20 protein-coding genes are annotated in these 20,678 nt (G+C 71.6%); 3 read left to right on the top strand and 17 right to left on the bottom strand.

The features are described 5' to 3' along the window. Positions 1-2: 2 nt before the first annotated feature. The 6 genes from JYJ93_RS06960 to JYJ93_RS06935 form a co-directional block, all read right to left on the bottom strand. Positions 3-398 carry a hypothetical protein gene (locus JYJ93_RS06960; RefSeq protein WP_206787445.1) on the bottom strand — a complete coding sequence of 132 codons (396 nt, stop codon included), beginning with the start codon at positions 396-398 and terminating at the stop codon, positions 3-5. Between the two features lie 140 nt (positions 399-538). Next, positions 539-1,090: a hypothetical protein gene (locus JYJ93_RS06955; RefSeq protein ID WP_206787444.1), complete on the bottom strand. Its 552-nt coding sequence runs from the start codon at positions 1,088-1,090 to the stop codon at positions 539-541. A gap of 72 nt (positions 1,091-1,162) precedes the next feature. Continuing rightward, a complete protein-coding gene (locus tag JYJ93_RS06950) occupies positions 1,163-2,338 on the bottom strand; it encodes a tetratricopeptide repeat protein (protein ID WP_206787442.1) in 1,176 nt (391 codons plus the stop codon). Positions 2,339-2,387: 49 nt separating this feature from the next. Further along, positions 2,388-4,103, bottom strand: a complete 1,716-nt coding sequence (locus JYJ93_RS06945; protein WP_206787440.1) for an aldehyde dehydrogenase — start codon at positions 4,101-4,103, stop codon at positions 2,388-2,390. Between the two features lie 86 nt (positions 4,104-4,189). After that, positions 4,190-6,511: a M56 family metallopeptidase gene (locus JYJ93_RS06940; protein WP_206787438.1), complete on the bottom strand. Its 2,322-nt coding sequence runs from the start codon at positions 6,509-6,511 to the stop codon at positions 4,190-4,192. Positions 6,512-6,516: 5 nt separating this feature from the next. After that, positions 6,517-6,897, bottom strand: a complete 381-nt coding sequence (locus JYJ93_RS06935; RefSeq protein WP_014400122.1) for a BlaI/MecI/CopY family transcriptional regulator — start codon at positions 6,895-6,897, stop codon at positions 6,517-6,519. A gap of 269 nt (positions 6,898-7,166) precedes the next feature. On the opposite strand from JYJ93_RS06935, the gene JYJ93_RS06930 reads away from it, so the two are divergent. Then, the gene (locus tag JYJ93_RS06930) at positions 7,167-7,763 is read left to right on the top strand and encodes a hypothetical protein (RefSeq protein WP_206787436.1); all 597 of its coding nucleotides are present in this window, start codon (positions 7,167-7,169) and stop codon (positions 7,761-7,763) included. Between the two features lie 104 nt (positions 7,764-7,867). After that, positions 7,868-9,235 carry a hypothetical protein gene (locus JYJ93_RS06925; RefSeq protein ID WP_206787434.1) on the top strand — a complete coding sequence of 456 codons (1,368 nt, stop codon included), beginning with the start codon at positions 7,868-7,870 and terminating at the stop codon, positions 9,233-9,235. Here the strand turns inward: JYJ93_RS06925 and JYJ93_RS06920 are convergent. The 10 genes from JYJ93_RS06920 to JYJ93_RS06875 all read right to left on the bottom strand — a co-directional run bounded on the left by JYJ93_RS06920 (position 9,232) and on the right by JYJ93_RS06875 (position 17,546). Next, positions 9,232-10,845 carry a phospholipase D-like domain-containing protein gene (locus JYJ93_RS06920; protein WP_269012835.1) on the bottom strand — a complete coding sequence of 538 codons (1,614 nt, stop codon included), beginning with the start codon at positions 10,843-10,845 and terminating at the stop codon, positions 9,232-9,234. The genes JYJ93_RS06925 and JYJ93_RS06920 overlap by 4 nt on opposite strands. Positions 10,846-10,907: 62 nt before the next feature. After that, positions 10,908-11,144: a chaperonin gene (locus tag JYJ93_RS06915; RefSeq protein WP_206787430.1), complete on the bottom strand. Its 237-nt coding sequence runs from the start codon at positions 11,142-11,144 to the stop codon at positions 10,908-10,910. Positions 11,145-11,857: 713 nt separating this feature from the next. After that, positions 11,858-12,310 carry a hypothetical protein gene (locus tag JYJ93_RS06910; protein WP_206787428.1) on the bottom strand — a complete coding sequence of 151 codons (453 nt, stop codon included), beginning with the start codon at positions 12,308-12,310 and terminating at the stop codon, positions 11,858-11,860. Then, on the bottom strand, positions 12,307-12,954 hold the full coding sequence (locus tag JYJ93_RS06905; RefSeq protein WP_206787426.1) for a zf-HC2 domain-containing protein: 648 nt from the start codon (positions 12,952-12,954) through the stop codon (positions 12,307-12,309). The genes JYJ93_RS06910 and JYJ93_RS06905 overlap by 4 nt, the downstream gene beginning before the upstream one ends. A gap of 85 nt (positions 12,955-13,039) precedes the next feature. Next, on the bottom strand, positions 13,040-13,654 hold the full coding sequence (locus tag JYJ93_RS06900; RefSeq protein ID WP_014400131.1) for a sigma-70 family RNA polymerase sigma factor: 615 nt from the start codon (positions 13,652-13,654) through the stop codon (positions 13,040-13,042). A gap of 61 nt (positions 13,655-13,715) precedes the next feature. Continuing rightward, positions 13,716-14,795 carry an Immediate early protein ICP0 gene (locus tag JYJ93_RS06895; protein WP_242543695.1) on the bottom strand — a complete coding sequence of 360 codons (1,080 nt, stop codon included), beginning with the start codon at positions 14,793-14,795 and terminating at the stop codon, positions 13,716-13,718. 174 nt (positions 14,796-14,969) lie between these two features. Then, entirely contained in the window at positions 14,970-15,500 is a 531-nt protein-coding gene (locus tag JYJ93_RS06890) for a hypothetical protein (RefSeq protein ID WP_206787424.1), read from the bottom strand. Beyond that, positions 15,500-16,399 (bottom strand): oxygen-dependent coproporphyrinogen oxidase, encoded by a 900-nt coding sequence (gene hemF, locus JYJ93_RS06885; protein WP_206787423.1) that lies wholly within the window; start codon positions 16,397-16,399, stop codon positions 15,500-15,502. Before hemF ends, JYJ93_RS06890 begins: the two co-directional genes overlap by 1 nt. A gap of 43 nt (positions 16,400-16,442) precedes the next feature. Beyond that, positions 16,443-17,192 carry a hypothetical protein gene (locus JYJ93_RS06880; RefSeq protein ID WP_269012836.1) on the bottom strand — a complete coding sequence of 250 codons (750 nt, stop codon included), beginning with the start codon at positions 17,190-17,192 and terminating at the stop codon, positions 16,443-16,445. 60 nt (positions 17,193-17,252) lie between these two features. Then, positions 17,253-17,546 (bottom strand): DUF3467 domain-containing protein, encoded by a 294-nt coding sequence (locus JYJ93_RS06875; protein ID WP_206787422.1) that lies wholly within the window; start codon positions 17,544-17,546, stop codon positions 17,253-17,255. Positions 17,547-17,616: 70 nt separating this feature from the next. On the opposite strand from JYJ93_RS06875, the gene JYJ93_RS06870 reads away from it, so the two are divergent. After that, on the top strand, positions 17,617-18,441 hold the full coding sequence (locus tag JYJ93_RS06870; RefSeq protein WP_269013117.1) for an alpha/beta fold hydrolase: 825 nt from the start codon (positions 17,617-17,619) through the stop codon (positions 18,439-18,441). On the opposite strand, the gene JYJ93_RS06865 is transcribed toward JYJ93_RS06870, so the two are convergent. After that, on the bottom strand, positions 18,392-20,512 hold the full coding sequence (locus JYJ93_RS06865; protein ID WP_206787420.1) for an ATP-binding protein: 2,121 nt from the start codon (positions 20,510-20,512) through the stop codon (positions 18,392-18,394). The genes JYJ93_RS06870 and JYJ93_RS06865 overlap by 50 nt on opposite strands. Between the last annotated feature and the right edge of the window lie 166 nt (positions 20,513-20,678).

Here is a 20,678-nt window from a genome sequence, read left to right as displayed (position 1 = left end):
TCTCAGGGGTTGGGGATGACGACGTTCGACACGCGGGGATCCGCGCTGACCAGGATGCGCAGCCCGGGGTCACGGGCCACGGCGTCCGGCGTGGTGACCGTCACCTGGGTGCCGATGATGTCGGGGACCTTCTGGCACGACTCCGCCCGGTGCAGCGGATGGGCGAAGGCCGTGTCGTCGGCCGCGTACCACGCCGCGGAGACGCAGACGCGCTCGCCATCCGCGTCACAGCCTTGCGACCGCCCCATGCCGTAGACGAGGCCGCAGGCCAGGGTGACCTCGACGGAGACGCGGTCGTCCTCGAGCCGCGTCGCCGTGGCATCCAACACGCCGGCCGCCTCCAGCCCGGGCTCACAGCCAGCAAGAAGAGGGAGTAGCAGCAACAGCCAGCGGCGCACGCGGGACCTCCGGGGACAGGGGACCCCGCGCCCCAGAGCAACACCCGTGCCCACTGGCCGACAGACGGCCGCACCGCGAGCAACACCCCGCGGATAACGACAGACATGTCAGGGCATGACGCCCGCGCCCTGCCCCGGTCTCAAGTGGACTGCTTGAGGCGCCCGCACAGCGCGGACGCCGCCAGGAAGCCCACGCTGAAGGCGTTGCGGAAGCGGTCGTAGAGCGCGCCCACGCCGGGCACGTTGGCGATCATGTCGCCGAAGCTCCACATCTCTTCATGCGCGTGGATGAGCGGCAGCACCTCGCCGCCGTCCTCGCCGCGCTGGAGCGTGAAGTCGTACACGAGCAGCGTGCGCAGCGGGTACGTGTAGAGCCACGCGAACTGCTTGAGGTTCATCACCCCGTCCACGATGGCCCGCCCGCTCTTCCCATCCGGCTCCAGTTGGACGTTGAGCTGGAAGATGTCGAAGTCGAAGCGGAACATGCAGTGGAAGCCCGCCGCGCCCTTGCGGTACGTCTCCTTGCCGCCCCCCTTCTGCCAGGGGTCGGTGAAGGTGACGTCCTCCGCGATCATCGGCATCAGCTCCGCGTCCAGCACCGACGCGGGGATGGAGGTCGTGTAGAGCAGCCGCGTCACTTCGCGGAAGCGCGCTTCGAGCTGCTCGATCAATGCCTGCTCCGCCTTGCGCATGCGCCCCCCTGCCCCTGATTGGACCGGGCCTGAAGGTAGGCACGGGCCCGGGTCAGGGGAAGACGGGGTGCGTCAGCCGCTCAGCTCCGTGAGGAGCTGGGCCGCCTGGTCCTTCACGGACGCGTCCGCCGTGCCCAGCGACTGCGCCTGCCTGGCGTGCCTGGTGGCTTCCGCCCGGTCGAACGGCTGGGTGGCGCGCGCCAGGTTCAGGTGCGTGAGCGCGTCCTGGGGGTTCGCCTCCAGCACCCGCTCCAGCAGCACGCGGGCCCGCGCGTGGTCCTGGTCGCCCATCAGCAGGCGCACCAAGTCGTTGGTGGGGCCGGGCTCGTGGGGCACCATCGCCACGGTCTCCTCCAGGAGCTTGCGGGCCTCGGCGCGCTCGCCCAGCGCCTCGTGCGCCTGCGCCAGCGAGTGGCGGATGTCCCACTGGTTCGGAGCGCGCTGGAGGGCTTCGGTGAAGAGGGCCTTCGCCTCCGCCAGCTCCCCGGCCAGCATGCTCGCCAGGCCGTGCAGGTGGACGTAGCGGACCTGCGCCGGGTCCAGCTCGCGCAGCTCCAGGATGGTGCGGCGGGCCGCGTCCTTGCTGCTGGCCTGGAGGTAGAGGCGGAAGAGGTCCTGCAGCACCGCCACGCGCGTGCGGCCCTGCGCGTGCTCCAGCGCCCGCGTGGCCGCCGCGATGGCAGCCCCGATGGCGCCGTTCGCCGCGTGCGCGCGCGACAGCATCAGGTGCGGCAGGGACTCCTGGGGCGCCAGCACGGAGGCCTGCTGGAAGTGCGTCACCGCCGCCGCCGTGTCCCCGCGCTGCACGGCGATGCGGCCCAGCTCGAAGTGCGGATAGACGCTGTGGGGGGCCACCACCTGCGCGGCCTCGAAGGCGGCCTTCGCGCCCTCCAGGTCGCCGCGTTCAGCCAGGAGCGTGCCCAGGTTGAAGCGCTCGAAGTAGCCGGCGGTGGGCGCGGCGGCCAGCGCCTTGAGCGTCACCAGCGCCACGGGGTCTCCGGCCTGCGCCTTGAGCATGGCCAGGTGCGCCTGCGCCTCCGTGTTGTCCGGCTGCACCTGCAACAGGCGCGTCACGGCCCCTTCGGCCTCCTTCGCGGCGCCGGTGCTCAGGTGGGTGCGCACCAGGCCCATCAGACAGTCCACGTCCTTCGGGTCGATGGAGAGGCCCTTCTGGAAGCTCTTCACCGCCTCCGCCGGCTGACCCTGCTGGAGCGACTGCCCACCCTCTTGCGCGTACCTGGATGCCATGGCCCCTACCTACCACGAGCCCCCAGATTCCCCGCCTCCCCGCCTGCCCCTACCGGCGCAGCGCGGCCAGGGCGACACCCGGCAGCTTCCACCAGGACGGGGACTGCTCGAATTCCGTCAACCGGCGGGCCAGCGTCGCCATCGCCTTGTGACCGGGCACCCACGGGGGCGGGAACAGGGACGTGAGCGGGGCGCGCAGGACCGACTTCTCGATGGACTCCAGCATGAACGTGTTGTGCACCCAGCCCTGCCCGCTCTGGATGTCCCGTGGCGACGCGGACGGATGGCCACCCCAGGGCATGCTGCCCAGCGCGTAGCCCGCCGCGGGCCAGGTGTTGAGGGCCACGGTGCCGTAGCGCAAATCCCGCACCGCCTTCTCCACCGCCGCGCGCACCCTCGGATCCCGCATCGTCTTCGGGTGGACGATGAGCGTCACGTTGAGCGTGCCCCACACCTTCTCGTTGAGGAACGCCACCGCGGCCTCCAGGAAGGCCACCGGTTCATCGGAGCCCGGCAGGCCCGTCTCCGACAGCACCGTGCACCAGGGCTCGTGGTGGAAGACGCGGTCGTCCGTCTTCAAGGGATCCACGTCCGGAATCAGCGCGTAGGCCAGGTCGCCCTCGCCGGGGTTGCCCACCAGCCGCAGGTTGGGGCGCGCGTCCGTGAACTGGTGCCAGCGCTCCTGGGCGCCCGGGTAGTACGCGCGGCGCACCGGCGCCTGGCCCAGGCTCGCCTGGATGCGGTCCACCAGCGCGCCGCGCCTGCTCCAATCCTTCGGCTGCACCAGCAGCTTGGCCGCGTTGCAGTTGAAGGACGCGTTGTTGGCGACCATGCCGGCGATGTCCTCCGCCTGGAAGCGCAGCTCGCCATCCGAGTACGGCCCCGGCACCACCACCACGGGGGAGATGTTGCCCAGCTCGCTGGACACGCGCTTCGCGAGCAGCGGTTCGTTCTTCATGCGGCGCGCGTCGGACTCCGGGCCGGGCGGGCCCCACACGAGCGCGTCGTGGGTCTTGTCGCTGCCGGTGATGTGCACCTCGTCCACCGCGCCGTGGTGGACCAGTTGCGCGCCCTCCTCCGCGCCGCCGTACACGATGGCCAGCGCGTCGCGCGCGATGAGCGGCGCGAAGGCCTGCTCCAGGAACGGGCCCAGGTACGCGTTGACGGGGTTCATCTTGAGCACGCAGGCGGTGCCCTCGACGAAGAGCTTGTAGAGGCAGTCCAGCGGCGGGATGGAGTTGACGTTGCCGCCGCCCAGCACCGCGCAGACCCGGCCCTTGTGGGGCTTGCGATAGAAGGACGCCTGGTGCTCGCGCAGGTTGGCCGCGGTGACGCCGGGCTGGAAGTAGACCTCGCCCGTGGTGCCGGGCAGCAGCATCCCCTCCAGCCTGTCCCGGGGGAACAGCCGCGCGGCGAGCCGCCCGTCCTCCAGCGTGCGCAGGTGCTTCGCGGGGATGACAGGCGCGCCGTGCTTCTCTATGTCCTTCAGCGCGTCCGAGAGCAGCCGCAGGTTGCGCACCACCACCATGGGCCCGGCGAGCCACTCCTCACCCGCGAGTGGACCGCCGGGGTCGATTCCCTTCGCCTCGCAGGCCGCGCGCACGCTGGGCTCCGCGATGGCGACGTACGCGTGGCGCAGCTCCTCCAGGAGCCGGATGCGCTCCGTCAGGGCGAGCTTCGCCCACGCGCTCGAGCCCTCACGGACCCGGCGCACCAGGATGTCGATGGTGGTGCGTGACGTGTGCTGCGGGACGGCGGCGGACATGGCGACCTCCGAGACAGGCTTCACACCGGGTCCCGGTAGAGGGAACCCCCGCGTGCGCCGTCACCGAGGGGCCGCGCCCTCCGTCCTCAGGTGGGCAGGGGCTCGGCCAGGCCCTTGCGGATGGCCTCGTCGATGACGGCCATGACCTTCTTCATGTTCTCGCGGCTGCGGGCGGCCTGCTGCAGGCCCAGCTTCGCCTGCTCCTCGCCCAGCTTGCCCTGCTGTTCACCCAGCTTGCCCTGCTCCTCGCCGAGGGCCTCCATCTTCTCGCTGAGCGCCTCCTGCTCCTTGTCCAGCCCCTCCAGCTCCTTGTCGAAGGACTCGTCGCGCTTGTCGAGCTCCGCTTCCTTGCGGTCGCGCTCCGGGCCATCCGCGAGCGAGTGGAGGCGGGCGCGCTCCATGGCGATCTCCGCGCGCTTGGAGGCGATGGCGGCGTGCTTCGCGGCGATCTGCGACATGGGGTAGGCCAGGTCCGCCTGCTTCTGGCCCAGCTCCGCCTGCTGCTTGCCCAGGGCCGCCTGCTTCTCACCGAGCGAGCCCTGCGCGTCGCCCAGCTTGCGGTCGTCCTCCATCAGCTTGCGCACCTGCTCCAGCGTCTTCGCGTCGCGGATCAGCATGGGCTTGTTGTCGCGGCGCACGAAGAGCAGGTCCTTGCCCGTCTGCTTGAAGGTGCGCGCCAGGTACAGGTCGTCCGTGGAGCCAGCCATCATCGTGCGGCCATCGGAGAGGTACGCGAAGGTGTCACCGTCCTCGATGTCCATGTCCGGAGGCGCGGGCGGCGCGGGAGGACGCGGCGCGGCGGCGAGCATGGGGGCCATGGGCGCTACCGGGGACACCACGCCACGGGCCGGCGGCGCGGGTGGCACGGGCGGGGTGGGCCTGCTGCCGACCGGCGGCGCGGGCGGCACCGGCGGCACCGGCGCCAGCTTGTCACCGTCCGGGATGGGCGCGGGCGCGGGCACGGACGGCGGGACGTGCAGGGTGGTGCGCTGCGTGGTCGCCTTCCCCGGCGTGGGCGGAGGCAGCGGGGGCAGCGCGGGCAGCGGCGTCGCGTCCGCGGGCGTGCCGGGCGCCTTCGCGGAGTGCTCCGTCGCGGTGGGCTTCGCCGCGGAAGACGGCTTCGCGTCAGGAGCAGGCGTCGCGGTGGCGCGGGAAGCGACGGTCGTCCGGGGAGCCGGCGCGGCGTCCTCCGGCAGGGTTCGGACGGTGCCCACCTTCACGGGGGCAGGGGCCGCGTCCTTCGCGGCGGGGGCGGTGCTCTCCGCGGGCGCCTTGGCGACGACCTGGAAGGGCATCAACACCACCGCGCCGAGGGCGAACAGCGCCCCCTTCAGCCACCGGCGGGGTTGCGTGGGGACGACATCGACATGTTCCAGCATGCGGAGCCTCCTGTGCAGCGCGTGAAGGTGGGCCGACGCCCCGAGCGCCGCTGCGCTGCCCGGGGGCCGGGTGATGCCAAAGGCGATGAGCAGCTCGCCGTAGTCCGCGGGCTCCGCGCCGGTGAGGCGCAGCGCCTCCGCGTCGCACGCCTCCTCCCGGGCGAGCGCGTACTCACGGGCCGCCTGGCGCGCGAGCGGGTGGAAGAAGAGGACCGTCTCCGCCAGCGCCGGCACCCAGCCCAGCCACAGGTCCCCGCGCCGCAGGTGCGCGATCTCATGTGCGAGCGCCATGCGCAGCGAGTCCTCCGGCAGGTCGCGCAGCGCCTTCGCGGGCAGCACGATGACCGGCGACAGCAGCCCCGCGGCCAGCGGGCTCACCACCTCGTCCGACACGAGCAGCGTGGGCGGACGGCGCAGGCCCGCTTCATTCGCGAGGAACTCCGCCTCCTCCTCCAGCATCGGGTGACGCAGGGGCCGCGCGCGCTCCCGCATGCCCCGCACCTGGCGCCACGCCAGCACGTGCCCCCGCACCTTCCACGCCACGCCCGCGCCCCAGAGGACGAGCAGCGCCCACACCCCGCCCACCGTCCATGGATGCGCGCGGAGCGACGCCACCGCGCCCTTGAAGAGCGAGGCGGCCCGCGCCCTGGCCGAAGGGGGCTCCACGTGAACCGGTGTCTGCTCTTGCGGCGACAGCCGCATGCGCACGGTCGCATCGGGCGCCGTGAGCACCATGACCGTCTGTCCCTGCGTCTGGGATTGCGCGCTGTCCAGGCGGACCGTCTGGGATTGCGCGGCCGTGGACTCCACGGGCAGCAGCGCCAGCGGCATGGGCTTGGGCCAGCCCAGGGTGAGCACGAACTTGAGCGCCACCAGCCACCAGAGGCCGGCGCGCAGGGCCGCGGGCAGGCGCGGCACGGCCCGGGCCAGCAACCAGACCGCCAGCGCGCACAGCGCCCCCTGCCACGAGGCGCGCCACACCGACTCCGACCACGACGACCACCACGGCGAGGTCATGAGAGGCGTCATGGGGCTCACTCCTTCCGCTTCTGGCGCAGGCGCGCCACGACGTCCTGGAGCTGCTTCAGCTCTTCGTCGGACACGTCCTCCGTCTCCGACAGGTAGGTCACGAACGGCGACAGGGATCCGGAGAGCGTGCGCTGCACGAAGTTCCCGACGACGTCGCGCAGCAGCTCCTGCGTCGCCACCGGCGAGGCGTACTGGAACACCCCGTCCACCTTGCTCCGCGTCAGGTGCCCCTTCAGCCGCAGCCGCTCCATCACCGTCAGGATGGTGGAGCGCGCCAGGCCCTGCGCCTCACCGAAGCGCTCGGCCACCTCGCCCACCGTCGCCGGCCCGTGCTCGGCCACGTACCGCAGCACCGCCAGCTCCTGCTCTCCCACCGGCTTCTTCATGCGCCCTGCCCTTCGTGACGACAGCTGTAGTCAAGAAGCAAGGTACGCCTGACTACAGCTGTCGTCAAGCAGGTGTCTCCGCGAGGCGGACGTGCGTCGTGATTGGGATTGGCGAGTCGCCTACGGCCCGGCACCCGGGCGCCTGCTCGCCCGGCCGCTCAGGTAAGGGTCGGGTAGCAGAGGACCGTGTGTGTCCTTGTCTCTGTCGGAAGGGCAACCAGATTTCTGGCAGCCGACTTGAACCCACCCGACACACACGGAGATTTCCCATGAAGCTCCCTCTGTTCGCGGCGATCGCCGCCCTGTCGCTGTACGGTTGCGCCAGCCACAATGCCAACACGCGCGAGGCCTCGTCACCGGAAGCCGGTGCCATCGGAGGTTCGGGCAGCGCGGGTGAGACCCAGGACACCAGCGGGAGCATCGACTCCTCGTCCTCGGACTCCTCCAACCAGGAGCTGCCCGGTGAGACCGGCAACGTCAGCGACCTGGAGAAGCGCGACCGCATGAACGCGCCCACCGTCTACGAGGGCGAGGCCACCGGCGGCTCCGGCGCGCCCGACGAGGCCGTGAAGACCGGGGACGGAGAGAAATGGGACGTCCAGCAGAACACGCCCACCGAGCTGGGCGACACCCAGTCCCCCTCCGGCGCGGTGAACCAGAACCGCGACCCCAATGAGAAGGGCAACCTGGGCACCGAAGGCAACCTGGGTGGCACCGGCGGCTCCGGCAGCACCACCGAGGGCAAGAGCGACGTGAGCGATGTGAGCGACGAGGCCGGCTCCGGCGCGCTCAACAGCGATGTGGACGCCCCGAGCACGGACACCTCCAAGGTGGAGACGGACGCCACGCCGGATCCCACGAACTAGTCATCGCGCCCCACGCGAGGGCGGATACCCGGGAAAGCCCGCTCGCGGGCCGTCCCGGGTATTCGTCTGTCCAGCCCGCGCCCCTCCAACTAGAGTGAGCACCAATGACTGGTGCTCCCTTCGTGGCCCTCATCGCGCTGCTTCACTCCCAGTCCTCCACCATCGAGGAGGTCCCGAATGATCCGCGGCAGGAGTCGTACTCCGCGTCGGAATCATCGGGGAGTTCGGGCGGCTCGGACGGCATCGGGTTCCGGGCGCTCCTGGAGGTGGGGCCGCTGAGCTTCCCGTCCGGGACGCGGGGCGGGGGGCAGGACCTGTTCGGCTACGCGTACCCGTCGCTGGGCGTGGATGGCGGCGAGGACTTCGCCTTCATGCTGGGCGCGCCGCTGCGCTTCCGGCTCCTGGACAGCGAGCCGAAGCAGAAGGACGACGACTACGGCGCGTGGCTGCGGCGCGAGGACTGGGACGAGCGCAGTGACTACGGCCAGGTGGTGCGCCTGTTGCGCATTGGCGACGAGTCCGGCCGCTTCGGCCTGCGCGTGCAGCCGTTCCTGGAGGAGTCGCTGGGGCGCGGCTACCTGGTGAACCGCTACGACAACCAGCTCAACCCGAACTACCACCCGGCGGGCGGCACGCTGTCATTCACCGCGGGGCCCGCGCGCGTGCAGCTCTTGGCCAGCGACGTGCTCGCCGCGCGCGTGTTCTCCGGCGAGCTGCTGCTGGACATCGGCCGCATCGCCAGCGACAGCGAGGGGAACTTCGACCGCTACCTGGTGCGCGCCTCCGCGGCGCACGACTTCGGCGAGGCGGGCGGTGTGACGCCGGAGGCCACGGTGGCGTCGGTGGGCGGCGAGTTCGCCATGTACAAGGGCGAGCGGCTGCGCACGTGGGCCCTGGTCGCCGGCGGCGCGCGGCTCAACGAGGGCGCGCAGGACGTGGGCGCCCTCCTGGGCGTCGCGTTCGAGGGCAACTTCAAGGGCACGCAGATCAGCGTCACCGCGCAGGGGCGCCGGCAGGGCGGAGGCTTCCGCTTCGGCTACTTCGGCGCGGGCTACGAGCTGTCGCGCTTCTCCGCCGTGGGCCTCTCCGAGGAGCCCCAGTCCGACCAGCGCGTGCCCCAGGACTTCTCCGGCTACCTGGAGGTGTCCGTGGCGCGAGGCGACGGACCGGACTCCCCGGAGGTGGTGGCCAGCGGCGCCGTGGAGTACTCCGCCTTCGGCCGCGCGGACGGCGACCTGTCCCTGAGCTTCAGCAGCCCGGGCGGCGAGTCGCGAGGCATCGCGCGCGTGATCGTGGTGGGCCTGGGTGACAAGCCCCGCTACTCGGTGGCCGCGGAGTTCCGCCAGCGCGTGCTGCCCGCCATGTACATCTGGGGCGCGGGCTCCACGCAGACCTTCCCGCAGCCGGACGGCACGCTGGTGCAAGGCGTGAGCGCGGGCGCGGGCGTGGGCGTGGACTTCGCCCGCCGCTAGCTCCCCAGCGTCCCGCCCTCTTCCTGAACGGGATCGCAGGGCAGGATGGCGCTGTGCCGCCGGGCCGTCTCGCACGACTTGCCCACCAGCCAGCGCGACAAGAGGCGCACGCCGGAGGCGAAGAGGCCGTCGTCGCCCTTGTGCAGGGCCTCGAAGAGGGACTCGTCCAGCACCGACTCCTCCGGGTCGATGAGGAACTCCTCCGGCTCCAGCGGCTTGAAGAGGGGGTTCTGGTCGAACACCGTCTCCAGCGGGTGCGGACGCAGCCGGTGCTGTCCCGCGTGGGCCAGCCCGTCCAACGTCTCCACCATGTGCGTCGCGTCCACCAGCGGGCGCAGCGCGGCCACACCCGCCAGGCCTGCCTGCTCCGCCATCAGCGACACGCGCACGCGGCGGATGGCGCGCGACACGGCGTCGCCGGGGCCTTCCGCCTCCCAGCTCAGGTTGAGCTCCGAATCCAGGCCCAGGCTGCGGTTGGTCGTGTTCGCCGAGCCAATGGTCATGAAGGTGTCATCCACGATGAGCACCTTCGAGTGGATGTACGTGAAGACGTCCGAGCCGTCCTCGTCCTTCGCCGCCGAGCCGTACACCGCGAAGCCGTGGCCCGTCTCGGATGCCACCGCGCGCAGCGCGCGCAAGAGGCGCACCTGGGCGACACCCATGGCGATCTGCTCACGCAGCGCCTCCGGCTGACGGGGCAGCACCAGCATCACCTGGAGCCGGGGCCGTCCGGCCGCGCGCATGCGTTTGACGAGCGCGTCGTAGATGGCGCGCGAGGAGAAGTACTGGTTCTCGATGTAGATGAAGCGCTCGGCCGCGTCGATGGCGTCCACGTACAGCGCGCGGATCTCCTGCACCTCGTCCTGCGGCGGCAGGAGCGTCTTGCCGAAGGTGCGGCTGATGGCCACCGGGCCCGGAGGCGCGGGCATCGTCGCTTCGAAAGTCATGTCGTCGCGGTTCACGGGCTCCAGGCGGAGCTCGCCTCCGCCCGAGTGCGCCCAGCGCGCCTCGAACAGCTCCGCGAGCGGCTTCACCGCGGGGCCCGTCAGCACCGTCTGCACGTCGTGGTAGGGCCCGTGCGGGTCGCGGCCGGAGTCGCAGCGCAGCTTCGAGCGCGCGGGGTGGTCCCGGTCATCCCAGCGGCAGTCACACACGTCCATGCCACCGGTGAAGGCCATCACGCCGTCCACGACGACGAGCTTCTGGTGATGGGCGCCGTACAGCGGACTGGAGGAATCGAAGCGGAAGCGCAGCCGTTCGTTCGTCGTCCAGTTGAAGAGCAGGTTCTGCATCCACTCGCGCTCCATGGCGAGCAGCATGCTGAAGTCCCACGCGAGGATGTAGACGTGCAGCTCCGGGTTCTCCCGGCACATCTGATCCAGCAGCGGCAGCAGCCGGACTTCGCCGCCGTTCGCCTCCTCCAGGTCCTCACCGCGCAGCAACGTCACGTCGCTGTCGAACTGCCAACCGGTGATGACAATGGAGCGGCGGGCCTTCCGGATGGCCCGATACAGCTCCCGGTAGTAGTCCCGGGCGTCCACCAGCACGCCCGCGTCATGCGTTTCCGAACGCGTCCAGCAGTTGCGTCCGGGGCTGAGAATGCGTTTCACGTCGGTCACCTGGCCCTGGAGTGGATTCCCGATGTCTCGTCCGCGCCCGGCCGGCGGAAGCATCACCCCACGAAGACAATGTGCTTTCCGGTCGCCAGCGTCATGTCGGTGGAGGAAACAACCTTGGCCACCTTGCGAGCCTCGCCACCCACGGTGTCGAAGGCCGCGGCGATCAGGTCACCGAGCGTCACCTGCACGCGCTTCGCCTGCTTGCCGGCGTTGGACACGGCCTTGACCGTCTTCGCCTTCACCTGACGGGCCTTGCGCTGGATGGTCTGCTTCTGGGTCTTGGTCGCCATGGTCTTCGTTCTCCGAGGATGAAGTGTCTGCCCGTCTGCGTGATGTGCCGTACCGCCCCGTACCGCCCGTCCTGCCGTGCTGCCCCTGCCCCGTCCCGCCCGTACCGCCCCGTGCTGCCCCGACCCGCCCTGCCCCGTACCGCCTTGCTGCCCCGCCGCCCTGCCCGCCCGTACCGCCCCGACCCGCCCTGCCCCGTACCGCCCCGTCCTGCCTTGCTGCCCCGACCCGCCCTGCCCCGTCCTGCCTTGCTGCCCCGTCCCGCCGCCCTGCCCCGTACCGCCCCGTGCTGCCCCGTCCCGCCCCGCCGCCCTGCCCGCCCACCGTCCCGCCCGTCCTGCCCTCAGACCCAAGAGCAACTGCCGTGCCGTCGCTCAAACCGGCGTTTTTCGAGGGAAGAAAGTCCGCGGGCCCCCTGTCACGCCGGGCAGGACTGTCTTTCTTTCAGCCCCGCTCCAGGTAGTTCCGCCCTCTTTCCTGCCCTCCGGTGCCATGCGCACCCCGGCGCACGTCAGGCGTGGAACGGAGCTGTCCGACGCTGGGACAGCACACCGTCCACGCAGGGGTGGATGTGCGAGGACCTGGGAAGATTCAGGGACGGGGAACCCTGACGCGGGGCCGCCCGGGGAACAGGGGGCCATCCAGGCGTCAGGGTGGGGATTCCGCGGACGGCGCCTGCCTCCAGGGCGGCGCGCATCCGGCACGACTCACACGGCTACTTCGACGGCGGCACCAGGACGAGGATGAGCTCGCCCCCCACGTGCTTGCCGGCCTTCTGGTACACGGCGCCCTGGCGGCCCAGCTCCACCTCCACGGAGGACTGGTTCGGGATGATGACGCGCAGCGTGGCGCTGCCGTCCTTCATGCCCAAAAGCTGGAGCGACGCGTTCGTCCCGTTGGGGAGCTTCACTTCCGTGGGCTTCTGGGCGCCCACCTCCACGGTGTCCAGCGACATGCGCTTGAAGGAGGTGAAGCTGAAGTTCTGCTTCTGGAACGCCTCCTTCATCTTGGAGAGCTCCGGGGGGTCCACCACGGTGCCCTTGTTGGAGGCCAGCACCACCTCCACCTGCACCTTCACCTTCTGCTCCTGGGCGGAGGCGACCGCCGGCCCCATCACCAGACCCACGGCGAACAGCAGTGCCAGCACCGCCCACGTCGGCTTCGTCATAGCGCTCCTCCGGTGGGCCGGGGCGGGACGGACGGAGCCGGCGCCGGCTGTCCTTCCTGGTCCTCCGGCGTCACGCTCGAATCCTGGGACTCCACCGCGCCCGGCTTCTTCTCCTTCACGGGCTCCGGGGCCTGCTCCTGCTCGTCCACCATCCAGATGATGGAGCCGCCGCCTTCGGTCTCCATCACCACCGGGGCCACGCGGGCGCCCTGGTAGGACTGGATGGACTTCACCGTCATGCGCTCGGCGGCGTAGCCCTCCGGCGCGTTGTCGCGCAGCACCAGCGGCAGCGCCACCAGCATCACCACCGCGGCGGTGGCCAGCGACGAAATCATCGCCGTGCGCTGGTAGAGGAACATCTCCGACAGGGCCAGCCGCATCCGTTCAATGAGGGGCGGCTTCTCCGGCGTCACCCGGGCCATGACCTTCTGGGCGAAGTCCTTGAAGTCGACGTCGTCCACCGCCATGTCCAGGCCCACCCGGAGCAACCCGGACTCCGCGCGCAGGTCCGCCGCGCGGCCCGTGCAATCCCGGCAGGCGGCCAGGTGCCGCTCCACGTGGACGCGCTCCCCGGGAGCGAGTTCACCGTCGATGTAGGGAGACAGGAGCGGTACGAAACGCTCACACGCGGGATTTCCGGCCATACTCTTCACCCTGCGGGCTGGTGGGAATTCGTCGGTGGGGACGCGACGGGACCCTCGGATATTCGAGGAGGCCTTTCTGGCGTCCTCATTCGTTGCCCACCCCGCTCTTGGCTTCGTCCAGCTCCAGATAATCCCCCAGGATTTTCTGCACCTTGGCGCGCGCGTGGAAGAGCCGGCTCATCACCGTGCCCTTGGGGATGTCCAGCGTGCGGGCCAGGTCCTCGTAGGACATTCCTTCAATCTCGCGCAGCAGGAGGATGGCGCGGTGCTTCTCCGGCACCGTGGCCAGGGCCTCCTGGATCTTCTCCGCCAGCTCCTTGCGCAGGGCGCTCTTCTGGGGATTGGTCCCCAGGCGGCTGCCGAGCGCGCCGATGCGGGCCTCGGAGAGGTCCACGTCCTGCGTCTCGTCGAACTCCACGGGCTCGCCGCCGCCGCGGCGCTTGCGCAGCACGTCGATGCAGATGTTGGACGTGATGCGGTAGAGCCACGTGTAGAAGGACGCGTCGCCCTTGAAGTGGTCCAGGTACTTGTAGACCTTGACGAACGCCTCTTGCGAGACGTCCATCGCCTCCTCCTTGTCCTTCAGCATTCCGAGCGCGACGGCATACACCTTGCGCTGGTAACGCTCGACGAGGAGCTTGAAGGCGCGCTGGTCCCCGCTGCGGACGCGCTTGACGAGTGTGAGGTCGTCGGTGGCCAAGTGCGCGGCACCGTAGCACAGGCCGCGCCAACCCCAATGATTTCGACGCGCCCCGTCGCTCCTAGAGGGAGCTGACGAGCGCGATGGCCGCCAGGGCCAGGCCCACCATGGCCAGCACCGCGCCGAAGACCATGCGGTCCCACTGGGCCTGGGTGACGGAGGATTCCTCCGTGTCCTCACCCGCACGGAAGGTGTGGAGCACGTTCCAGAACATGCGGGCGCCCAGCCGGCGGTCCGAGCCGTGGCGGTCCCGGGGATCGTCGTTCTGGAGGGGGCGGCCCTGGGCGTCCCGGCGCACGAAGGGGCCGGGCAGGGGCTGGTAGAGGCCGGGGGTGAGCGGGGCGGCCTGCTCGGAGTGGCGCACGTCGGGCGGGGGCTCCAGTTGGACGGCGTCCGCGCGCTCGCGGGCCTCTTCCGGCGTGGGCGCGTCCATCACCCACATGCCGGCCGCCACGCCGTTCTGCCCGGTGTGGGCGTCCTGGAGCTGCGCGAAGCCCTGGTCCTTGAGGGCCTGCTCGAAGGCGGCCCGGCCCTCTTCCGCGGGCGGGTGCTGGGCGGCGGCCTCCGCGTAGGCGGCGAAGAAGGCCCACAAGCGGGCCACCCGGTCCGACGAGGGCAGCGACGAGGGCCGCACCTGCGCGGACAGGAGCGCCGCGTCCGACGCGAAGCGCTTGCCCACCGCGAGGTGGCTCTCCAGGTCGTCCAGGCCGGAGGGGATGAGCGACTCCACGTCCAGCACCGGCCCGCGCGCCTCGCCCGCGCCCAGGTAGGGGCTGGCGGTGGTGGGGCTGGAGCCGGGCGTCCGGAAGCCGTCGCCGCCCTTGCGCCGGGGCGTCTGGGGGGCCGCGCCGGGGGACTCGAAGCCGGTGCCGGCGTCCGCGCGGGGCGCGCGCCCCGTCCCGTCCGCGCGGGGGCCCCGGTTGGGAACGCCGACGCGGACCGAGCGGGCCCCCACGTCGCCCCCGTCCGGAGCCACTTCCGTCCCTTCGCCGCCAGGGAGGCCCGGCTCGCCGGGCTCGCCTCCAGGTTCCCTGCCAGGCTCCAACGACGCGCCGCCGTCCGCCTCTGGCGGAAGCCCCACGGGCGGAGCGCCGATGCGGGTGCGGTCCCCGGGGGAGGTAGTGGGGGTGGAGGTCTCCATCCCGTCATCGCGGAACGGAGACGCCGGTGACGGGCTCGCGGGCGCGGAGGGCCCACCGCCGGAGCGGGGCCCACCCGAGCCGTTGGGACCCCCTGCGCGGGGGCCGCGGATGTCGCCGACGTTTCCCATCACGGGGGATTCTCTCACAACGAGAACCCCGAGTTGCATGGGGGGCTACTCCCCCTCGTGATCCACCTCCACGGGCGTCGTCATCCCGTTGGCATCCAGACGGACGCGGTACACGGCGTTGAGGCCGTTTCCGTCCGTGTCCGCGCGGGCGAGGCAGGACACCTCCGGTTCACCCACGGGGCTCTCCTCCACCCGCACCTCGTACTGGAGGTGGACGGTGGGGCCGGGGTCGAAGCCGATGCGACGGAAGTCCTCGTGGTCCTTCGGGAAGGGCACCGCCTCGCCCCGCTGGGGCACGGGGGCGGGATAGGGCGCGATGGACACGTAGTCGCCGTGCTCGTCGCGGAAGCCCTGCACCGCGTCGCACAGGGCCAGCACCTGGACGCGGGCCTCGGTGGCCACCTGCTCCGGCGGCACGGTTCCGGAGGCCCTCATCGCGGACAGCCGGGTGATGAACAGGCCGGTGGCGGCCATCGCCGCGAAGACGGTGACGGCGATGCCCATGCGCACCGCCGTGTTGCGCGGGCGCTCGGGGCCGGGCTCCCCAGGGTTCCCAGTCTCCGAAGACGAGGCCATCAGGCCCACTCCCGGGGATTGCGCAGCACCTCCAGCAGCCGGGCCTCGGGCGTGCCGGGCTCCGGGTGGTGGTCGTAGCGCCAGCGCACGCGCGGCGGCAGCGACATGAGGATGGACTCCGTGCGCCCCTGCGTCTCCAGGCCGAAGATGGTGCCCCGGTCGTAGACGAGGTTGAACTCCACGTAGCGGCCCCGGCGCACCTCCTGCCAGAAGCGCTGTCCTTCCGTCACCGGCGTGTCCTTGTGCTTCTGCGCGATGGGCAGGTACGCGGGGATGAAGCTGTTGCCGCACGCCTGCACGAAGGCGAACTCGCGCTCCAGGTCGCCGCCCATGTTCTCGAAGAAGAGGCCGCCCAGGCCGCGCGCCTCGCCCCGGTGGCGCAGGTGGAAGTACGAATCGCACGCGGCCTTGAAGCGCGGGTAGTACGTGGGGTCGTGCGCGTCGCACGCGGCCTTGAGCGTGCGGTGGAAGTGCGCCGCGTCCTCTTCGTCCAGGTAGTACGGCGTCAGGTCCGCGCCGCCGCCGAACCACGCGCGCCCGCCCTGGTGGATGAAGCGGTAGTTGGCGTGCACCGTGGGCACATGCGGGCTCTTCGGGTGCAGCACCAGCGACAGGCCCCCGGCCCAGAAGGTGCGCCCCTCGCCCTGGAGCTTCTTGGCGAAGGCCTCCTCCAACTCGCCGTGGACGATGGAGATGTTGACGCCCGCCTTCTCCAGGACGGCGCCGTCCTCCAACACGCGGCTGCGGCCGCCACCGCCGCCGGGGCGGCTCCACGCGTCCTCGCGGAAACGGCCCTGGCCGTCCAGTTGCTCCAGCGCTCCGCAGATGTCGTCCTGGAGCTTCTGGATGAAGGCGGCCATGCGCCCCTTCAACCCCTCCACATCCACCGTCGCCGTCATGCCCGTCGTCTCCCTGGTTCGGGTTGAACGGGCGGGCACACTACTAGGGGCCCTGGGCGGACGGGGCCTCGAAGTCCACGGGAGGCGTGGACGGCGCCAGGTTGCCCGCCGCATCGAAGGCCTCGATGCGCGCCCGATAGCTGCGCCCGTCCTCCAGCGAGAACGCTCCACCGCAGGCCTCATGGCCCAGATAAGCCGTGTTGCCTTGCACGGGCAGCAGGTACTGCTGGGGTGACAGGCCCAGTCGCCGGGGCGACAGCTTCACCACCAGGAAGGCGGGGCTCTCCTCGCGCAGCGCCAGGTTGAGCTTCACGAAGCGCGCGATGCCCTGGGGCGAGCGGCGCACGAAGCCCTCCGAGACAGCGGGGCGCTTCACCCACTTGGGGGCCTTGGCGTCCGGCCCCTTGCCGCTCAGCCACGACGGCTGCGCGCCCACCTGGCCATTGAGGAGCGCGACGTTGGGGAGCACCTCCTGCAGGTTCAGGAAGTAGCGCTTGTCCGGCTGCATCGGCTCCGCCAGCTTGAGGATGATGGTGGCGCGACCCAGGGAGCTCTCCCAGCCCTTGGTGACCTTGAGCTTCACCTCGTGGTCGGTGGAGACCAGCTTCAGCGGCTTGCCCACCAGCCCCAGCACCGGCGACTTCGCGGTGCCCACGCCCTCCAGCAGGATGCGCATGTTGGTGGGGACGATGCCGCCGGGCGCGGGATACAGCTGCACTCCGTCCCCGGTGCACTGGGCGGAGGCGTGGGCGGCGGACAGCAGGGCAGCGGCGAACACGAGGGCACGGAACACGATGCCGTGCAGTGTGCGCCGGGAATGGCCGGGAGGGAAAGTCCCGATGGACCCGGCCCGTCAGTGCTTGGGGCCTTCGTCCTCGCCCAGGGTGATGGCGCCGAAGCGCGCCTCGTAGCGCTGCACGCCTTCCTGGAGCGCCTTCAGGAGCCGCTTCGCGTGGCGCGGGCTGGTGATGATGCGCGAGCGGACGCGGGCCAGGGGCTGCTGCGGTTGGACATAGAGGAAGTCCAGCACGAACTCCGAGTCCGTGTGGTTCGTCAGGACCAGGTTGCTGTACTGGCCATTGGACACCTCTTCGGTCATCTGCACCTGGAGCTGCACTTCAGGGGGCTTCGTCGGAGTGTCGGCCATGAGTCAGGCGGCATAGCGCCTGGGGCCCGCCGTGGCCAGTGTCCTCCCCGTGAGCACGCGCTGGCGGGACATCGACGGGGAGTCCACCGCGCCCTTCGCCCTGGGGCACGGGCCGGACGCCTGCCTGCTGCTGCACGGCTTCACCGGCAGCCCCTGGGAGGTGCGTCCCCTGGGCGAGGCCCTGGCGGCGCGGGGGATGCGCGTGCTTGCGCCCCGGCTCCCGGGCCACGGCACCACGCCGGAGGCGATGCTGGACGTGGACTTCCGCGACTGGCAGGCCTGCGCGGACCAGGCGCTGGCGTCGCTCGCCGGACACCGCCGCGTGTTCGTCGCCGGACTGTCCATGGGCGCGCTCCTCGCGCTGCGGCTGGCCGCGCATCAACCGGAGGCCGTGCACGCGCTCGTGCTGGTGGCGCCCGCGGTGCGCTTCAAGGGCGCGCGCATGGCATTGGTGCGCCAGCTGTGCCGCACGCCGCTGCTCGAATGGACCACGCCCTGGGTGGACAAGGGCGGCACGGACATCTCCGACCCGGCCGCGCTGGCGCAGGCGCCGGTGCTGCCCGCGTTCCCGGTGGCCCGGCTGCGCGACCTGTGCAGGCTCCAGGACCTGGCGCTGGCGGACGCGCCCCGGGTGCGCTGCCCGGTGCTGGTGGCCACCGCGGAGCAGGACCACGTGGTGGATCCGGAGGGCGGACGCTGGCTCGCGCGGCGGATGAAGGCGTGTCCGGAGGTGCGGCAGGTGGCCTATCGGGAGGGCTTCCACATCATCCCGCGCGACGTGTGCGGGGCGCGGCTTGGCCGGGAGGTGGGGGACTTCCTCCAGCCGTGGCGCTCGGAGGAGGACTTCAGGGCTCAGCCGGATTGGGCGGAGGGGCAAGGCGCGCCACCGCCGTGAGCAGCTCCACCGCGTCGAGCGGCTTGGTGACGAAGGCGCTGAAGCCGGCACGCAGGGCCCGGTCGCGGTCCTCGCGGCGCGCGGCGGCGGTGACGGCGAGCGCGGGCACGCCGCCTCCGGACTCCCAGGGCAGCGCGCGCAGCCGGTACAGGAGCGAATAGCCGTCCTCTCCGGCCAGCGTCACGTCCGTCACCAGCACCGTGGGCGGGGAGCGGCGCACCTCATCCATGGCGTCGGTGACGTTGGTGGCGGTGAGCACGTGCGCGCCCACGCGGGTGAGCAGCACGGACATCCACTCGCGCGCGTCCGGCTGGCCGTCCACCACCAGCACGCGCTGGCCCTCCAGCTCCGGGAAGCGCGGCAGCGTCAGGCCCTCCACGGGGCGCGGCACGCGCGAGGACCCCGGGGCCGTGCCCACGCGCGAGCGGGGCAGCACGACGGTGAACGTGGCGCCCTTGCCCAACCCGTCACTGGCGGCCGTCACGGTGCCGCCGTGCAGCTCCACCAGGTGCCGCACGATGGACAGGCCCAGCCCCAGGCCTCCGTGCTGGCGGCTCACGCCGGTGTCCGCCTGCTGGAAGCGCTGGAAGAGGAAGGGCAGGAAGTCCGCGGGGATGCCCTCGCCGTCGTCGCGCACCACCAGCTCCGCGCCCTCGTCGCGCGTGCGCGCGGACACCATCACGCGTCCTCCGGGCGGCGTGAACTTGATGGCGTTGGAGAGCAGGTTCCAGACCACCTGCTGCAAGCGGTCCGGGTCGCCGAACAGCGGCACGCCGTCCGCGTCCACGGAGACATCGAGCGTCAGCTCGCGCGCGAGCGCCGTGGGCCTGACGGCATCCAGCGCCGCCTCCACCACGTGGCCCAGCTCCAGCGGCACCGGCTCCAGGCGCAGACGGCCGTTGGCGATGCGGCTGATGTCGAGCAGGTCCTCGATGAGCTGTCGTTGCGCGCGGGCGTTGCGCTCGATGGCCTCCACCGCGCGCTGGCGCTTGTCCTCGCCCAGCAGGCCCTGCCGCAGCATCTGCGACCAGCCGAGGATGGACGTGAGCGGCGTGCGCAGCTCATGGGACACCGTGGCGAGGAACGCGTCCTTGGCGCGGCTGGCCGCCTCCGCGACGCTCCGGGCCGCGCGCTCCTCGTCGTACAGCCGCGCGCGGTCCAGCGCCTGCGCGCACAAACGGCCCACCGTCAGCAGGAAGGCGCGCTCCGGCGCGTCGAAGTCGCGCGCGTCGCCGAAGCCCAGGCCCAGCGAGCCGAACACGCGCCCGCCGCTCACCAGCGGCACGCACGCCCACGCCGCCAGGGTCCGCTCGCGGGATAACTGCGCGAGCCTCGGGTAGCGCGCCATGCACTCCGTCCACGAGCCCAGCGCGCAGGGCTCGCGGGTGCGCGTCACGTCCGTGAGGGGGCAGGTCGCGGAGACCTCGAAGCGCTGCCAGCCCTCCAGCTCACCCGGGGAGAAGCCATGCGCCGCCGCGCGCTCGAAGACATCCAGGGCCGCGCCCGCGGGCACCACCACCAGGCCGGTGAGGGCCCCCATGGCGATGGCGCCCTCGCGCGCGGCCACCTCCACCACCTGCCCGGGGGTGAGCGCTTCCGACAGCGCGGCGGTCATCGCCTGGAGGCGTTCGGTGCGCCAGGCCGCGGTGGTCCACGCGGCGCGGCGGATGCGCACGAGCTCCGTCACGTCCACCGCGAAGGCGAGCACGCCCTCCACCCTCCCCTGGGCATCGCGTCGCGGCAGCAGGGACAGGTTGAAGAAGAGTTCCTCGTCGGCGGTGCGCGCGCGGGCGGAGGCCTCGCGCAGGTGCAGGGCTTCTCCGGTGGCGAAGACGCGGTCCCAGGCCTCGTGCCAGCCGGGACCTCCCAGTTGGGGACAGGCCTCGCGCAGCGGGATGCCCACCTGGCCGCGCGTGTCGAGCAGCGGCAGGCGCGTGGCGGTGCTGAACTCGATGTGGTGGCCGGGGCCGCGGTAGAGGCCGAAGAAGGCAGGGAGCTGCTGAAGCAGCTCATGCAGCGGCAAGGGCACACCGCCGGACGCCGCGATCCACCCGGCCTGGGCTTCGTTCATGTGGCCCCCCCTACCCCGCGGAAGGCAAGGCTTCCGGCGAGAAGAGGCCGCCATCAAACACCGGGACGTGTCGGGACGCACGAAAAGCAACCCGGACGACCTGCCAGGTGTCATGGGCTGAGCGCTCCCTGGCGCTGCTGGCGTCCAGTAGCGGGCATCCCTTCGA

The sequence above is a fragment of the Corallococcus sp. NCSPR001 genome (genome assembly GCF_017309135.1).
Taxonomy (GTDB): domain Bacteria; phylum Myxococcota; class Myxococcia; order Myxococcales; family Myxococcaceae; genus Corallococcus.
Note: the sequence above shows the minus strand (reverse complement) of the source record. Positions and strands in the feature narration are given on the sequence as shown.

Bases quoted from the DNA above. Each gene is read 5' to 3' on its own strand.
- JYJ93_RS06940 (WP_206787438.1), bottom strand. From the start codon at position 6,511: ATGACGCCTCTCATGACCTCGCCGTGGTGGTCGTCGTGGTCGGAGTCG.
- JYJ93_RS06875 (WP_206787422.1), bottom strand. From the start codon at position 17,546: ATGGCCGACACTCCGACGAAGCCCCCTGAAGTGCAGCTCCAGGTGCAG.
- JYJ93_RS06930 (WP_206787436.1), top strand. From the start codon at position 7,167: ATGAAGCTCCCTCTGTTCGCGGCGATCGCCGCCCTGTCGCTGTACGGT.
- JYJ93_RS06910 (WP_206787428.1), bottom strand. From the start codon at position 12,310: ATGACGAAGCCGACGTGGGCGGTGCTGGCACTGCTGTTCGCCGTGGGT.
- JYJ93_RS06890 (WP_206787424.1), bottom strand. From the start codon at position 15,500: ATGGCCTCGTCTTCGGAGACTGGGAACCCTGGGGAGCCCGGCCCCGAG.
- JYJ93_RS06895 (WP_242543695.1), bottom strand. From the start codon at position 14,795: ATGGAGACCTCCACCCCCACTACCTCCCCCGGGGACCGCACCCGCATC.
- JYJ93_RS06945 (WP_206787440.1), bottom strand. From the start codon at position 4,103: ATGTCCGCCGCCGTCCCGCAGCACACGTCACGCACCACCATCGACATC.
- JYJ93_RS06915 (WP_206787430.1), bottom strand. From the start codon at position 11,144: ATGGCGACCAAGACCCAGAAGCAGACCATCCAGCGCAAGGCCCGTCAG.
- JYJ93_RS06935 (WP_014400122.1), bottom strand. From the start codon at position 6,897: ATGAAGAAGCCGGTGGGAGAGCAGGAGCTGGCGGTGCTGCGGTACGTG.
- JYJ93_RS06955 (WP_206787444.1), bottom strand. From the start codon at position 1,090: ATGCGCAAGGCGGAGCAGGCATTGATCGAGCAGCTCGAAGCGCGCTTC.
- JYJ93_RS06865 (WP_206787420.1), bottom strand. From the start codon at position 20,512: ATGAACGAAGCCCAGGCCGGGTGGATCGCGGCGTCCGGCGGTGTGCCC.
- hemF (WP_206787423.1), bottom strand. From the start codon at position 16,399: ATGACGGCGACGGTGGATGTGGAGGGGTTGAAGGGGCGCATGGCCGCC.
- JYJ93_RS06925 (WP_206787434.1), top strand. From the start codon at position 7,868: ATGACTGGTGCTCCCTTCGTGGCCCTCATCGCGCTGCTTCACTCCCAG.
- JYJ93_RS06905 (WP_206787426.1), bottom strand. From the start codon at position 12,954: ATGGCCGGAAATCCCGCGTGTGAGCGTTTCGTACCGCTCCTGTCTCCC.
- JYJ93_RS06950 (WP_206787442.1), bottom strand. From the start codon at position 2,338: ATGGCATCCAGGTACGCGCAAGAGGGTGGGCAGTCGCTCCAGCAGGGT.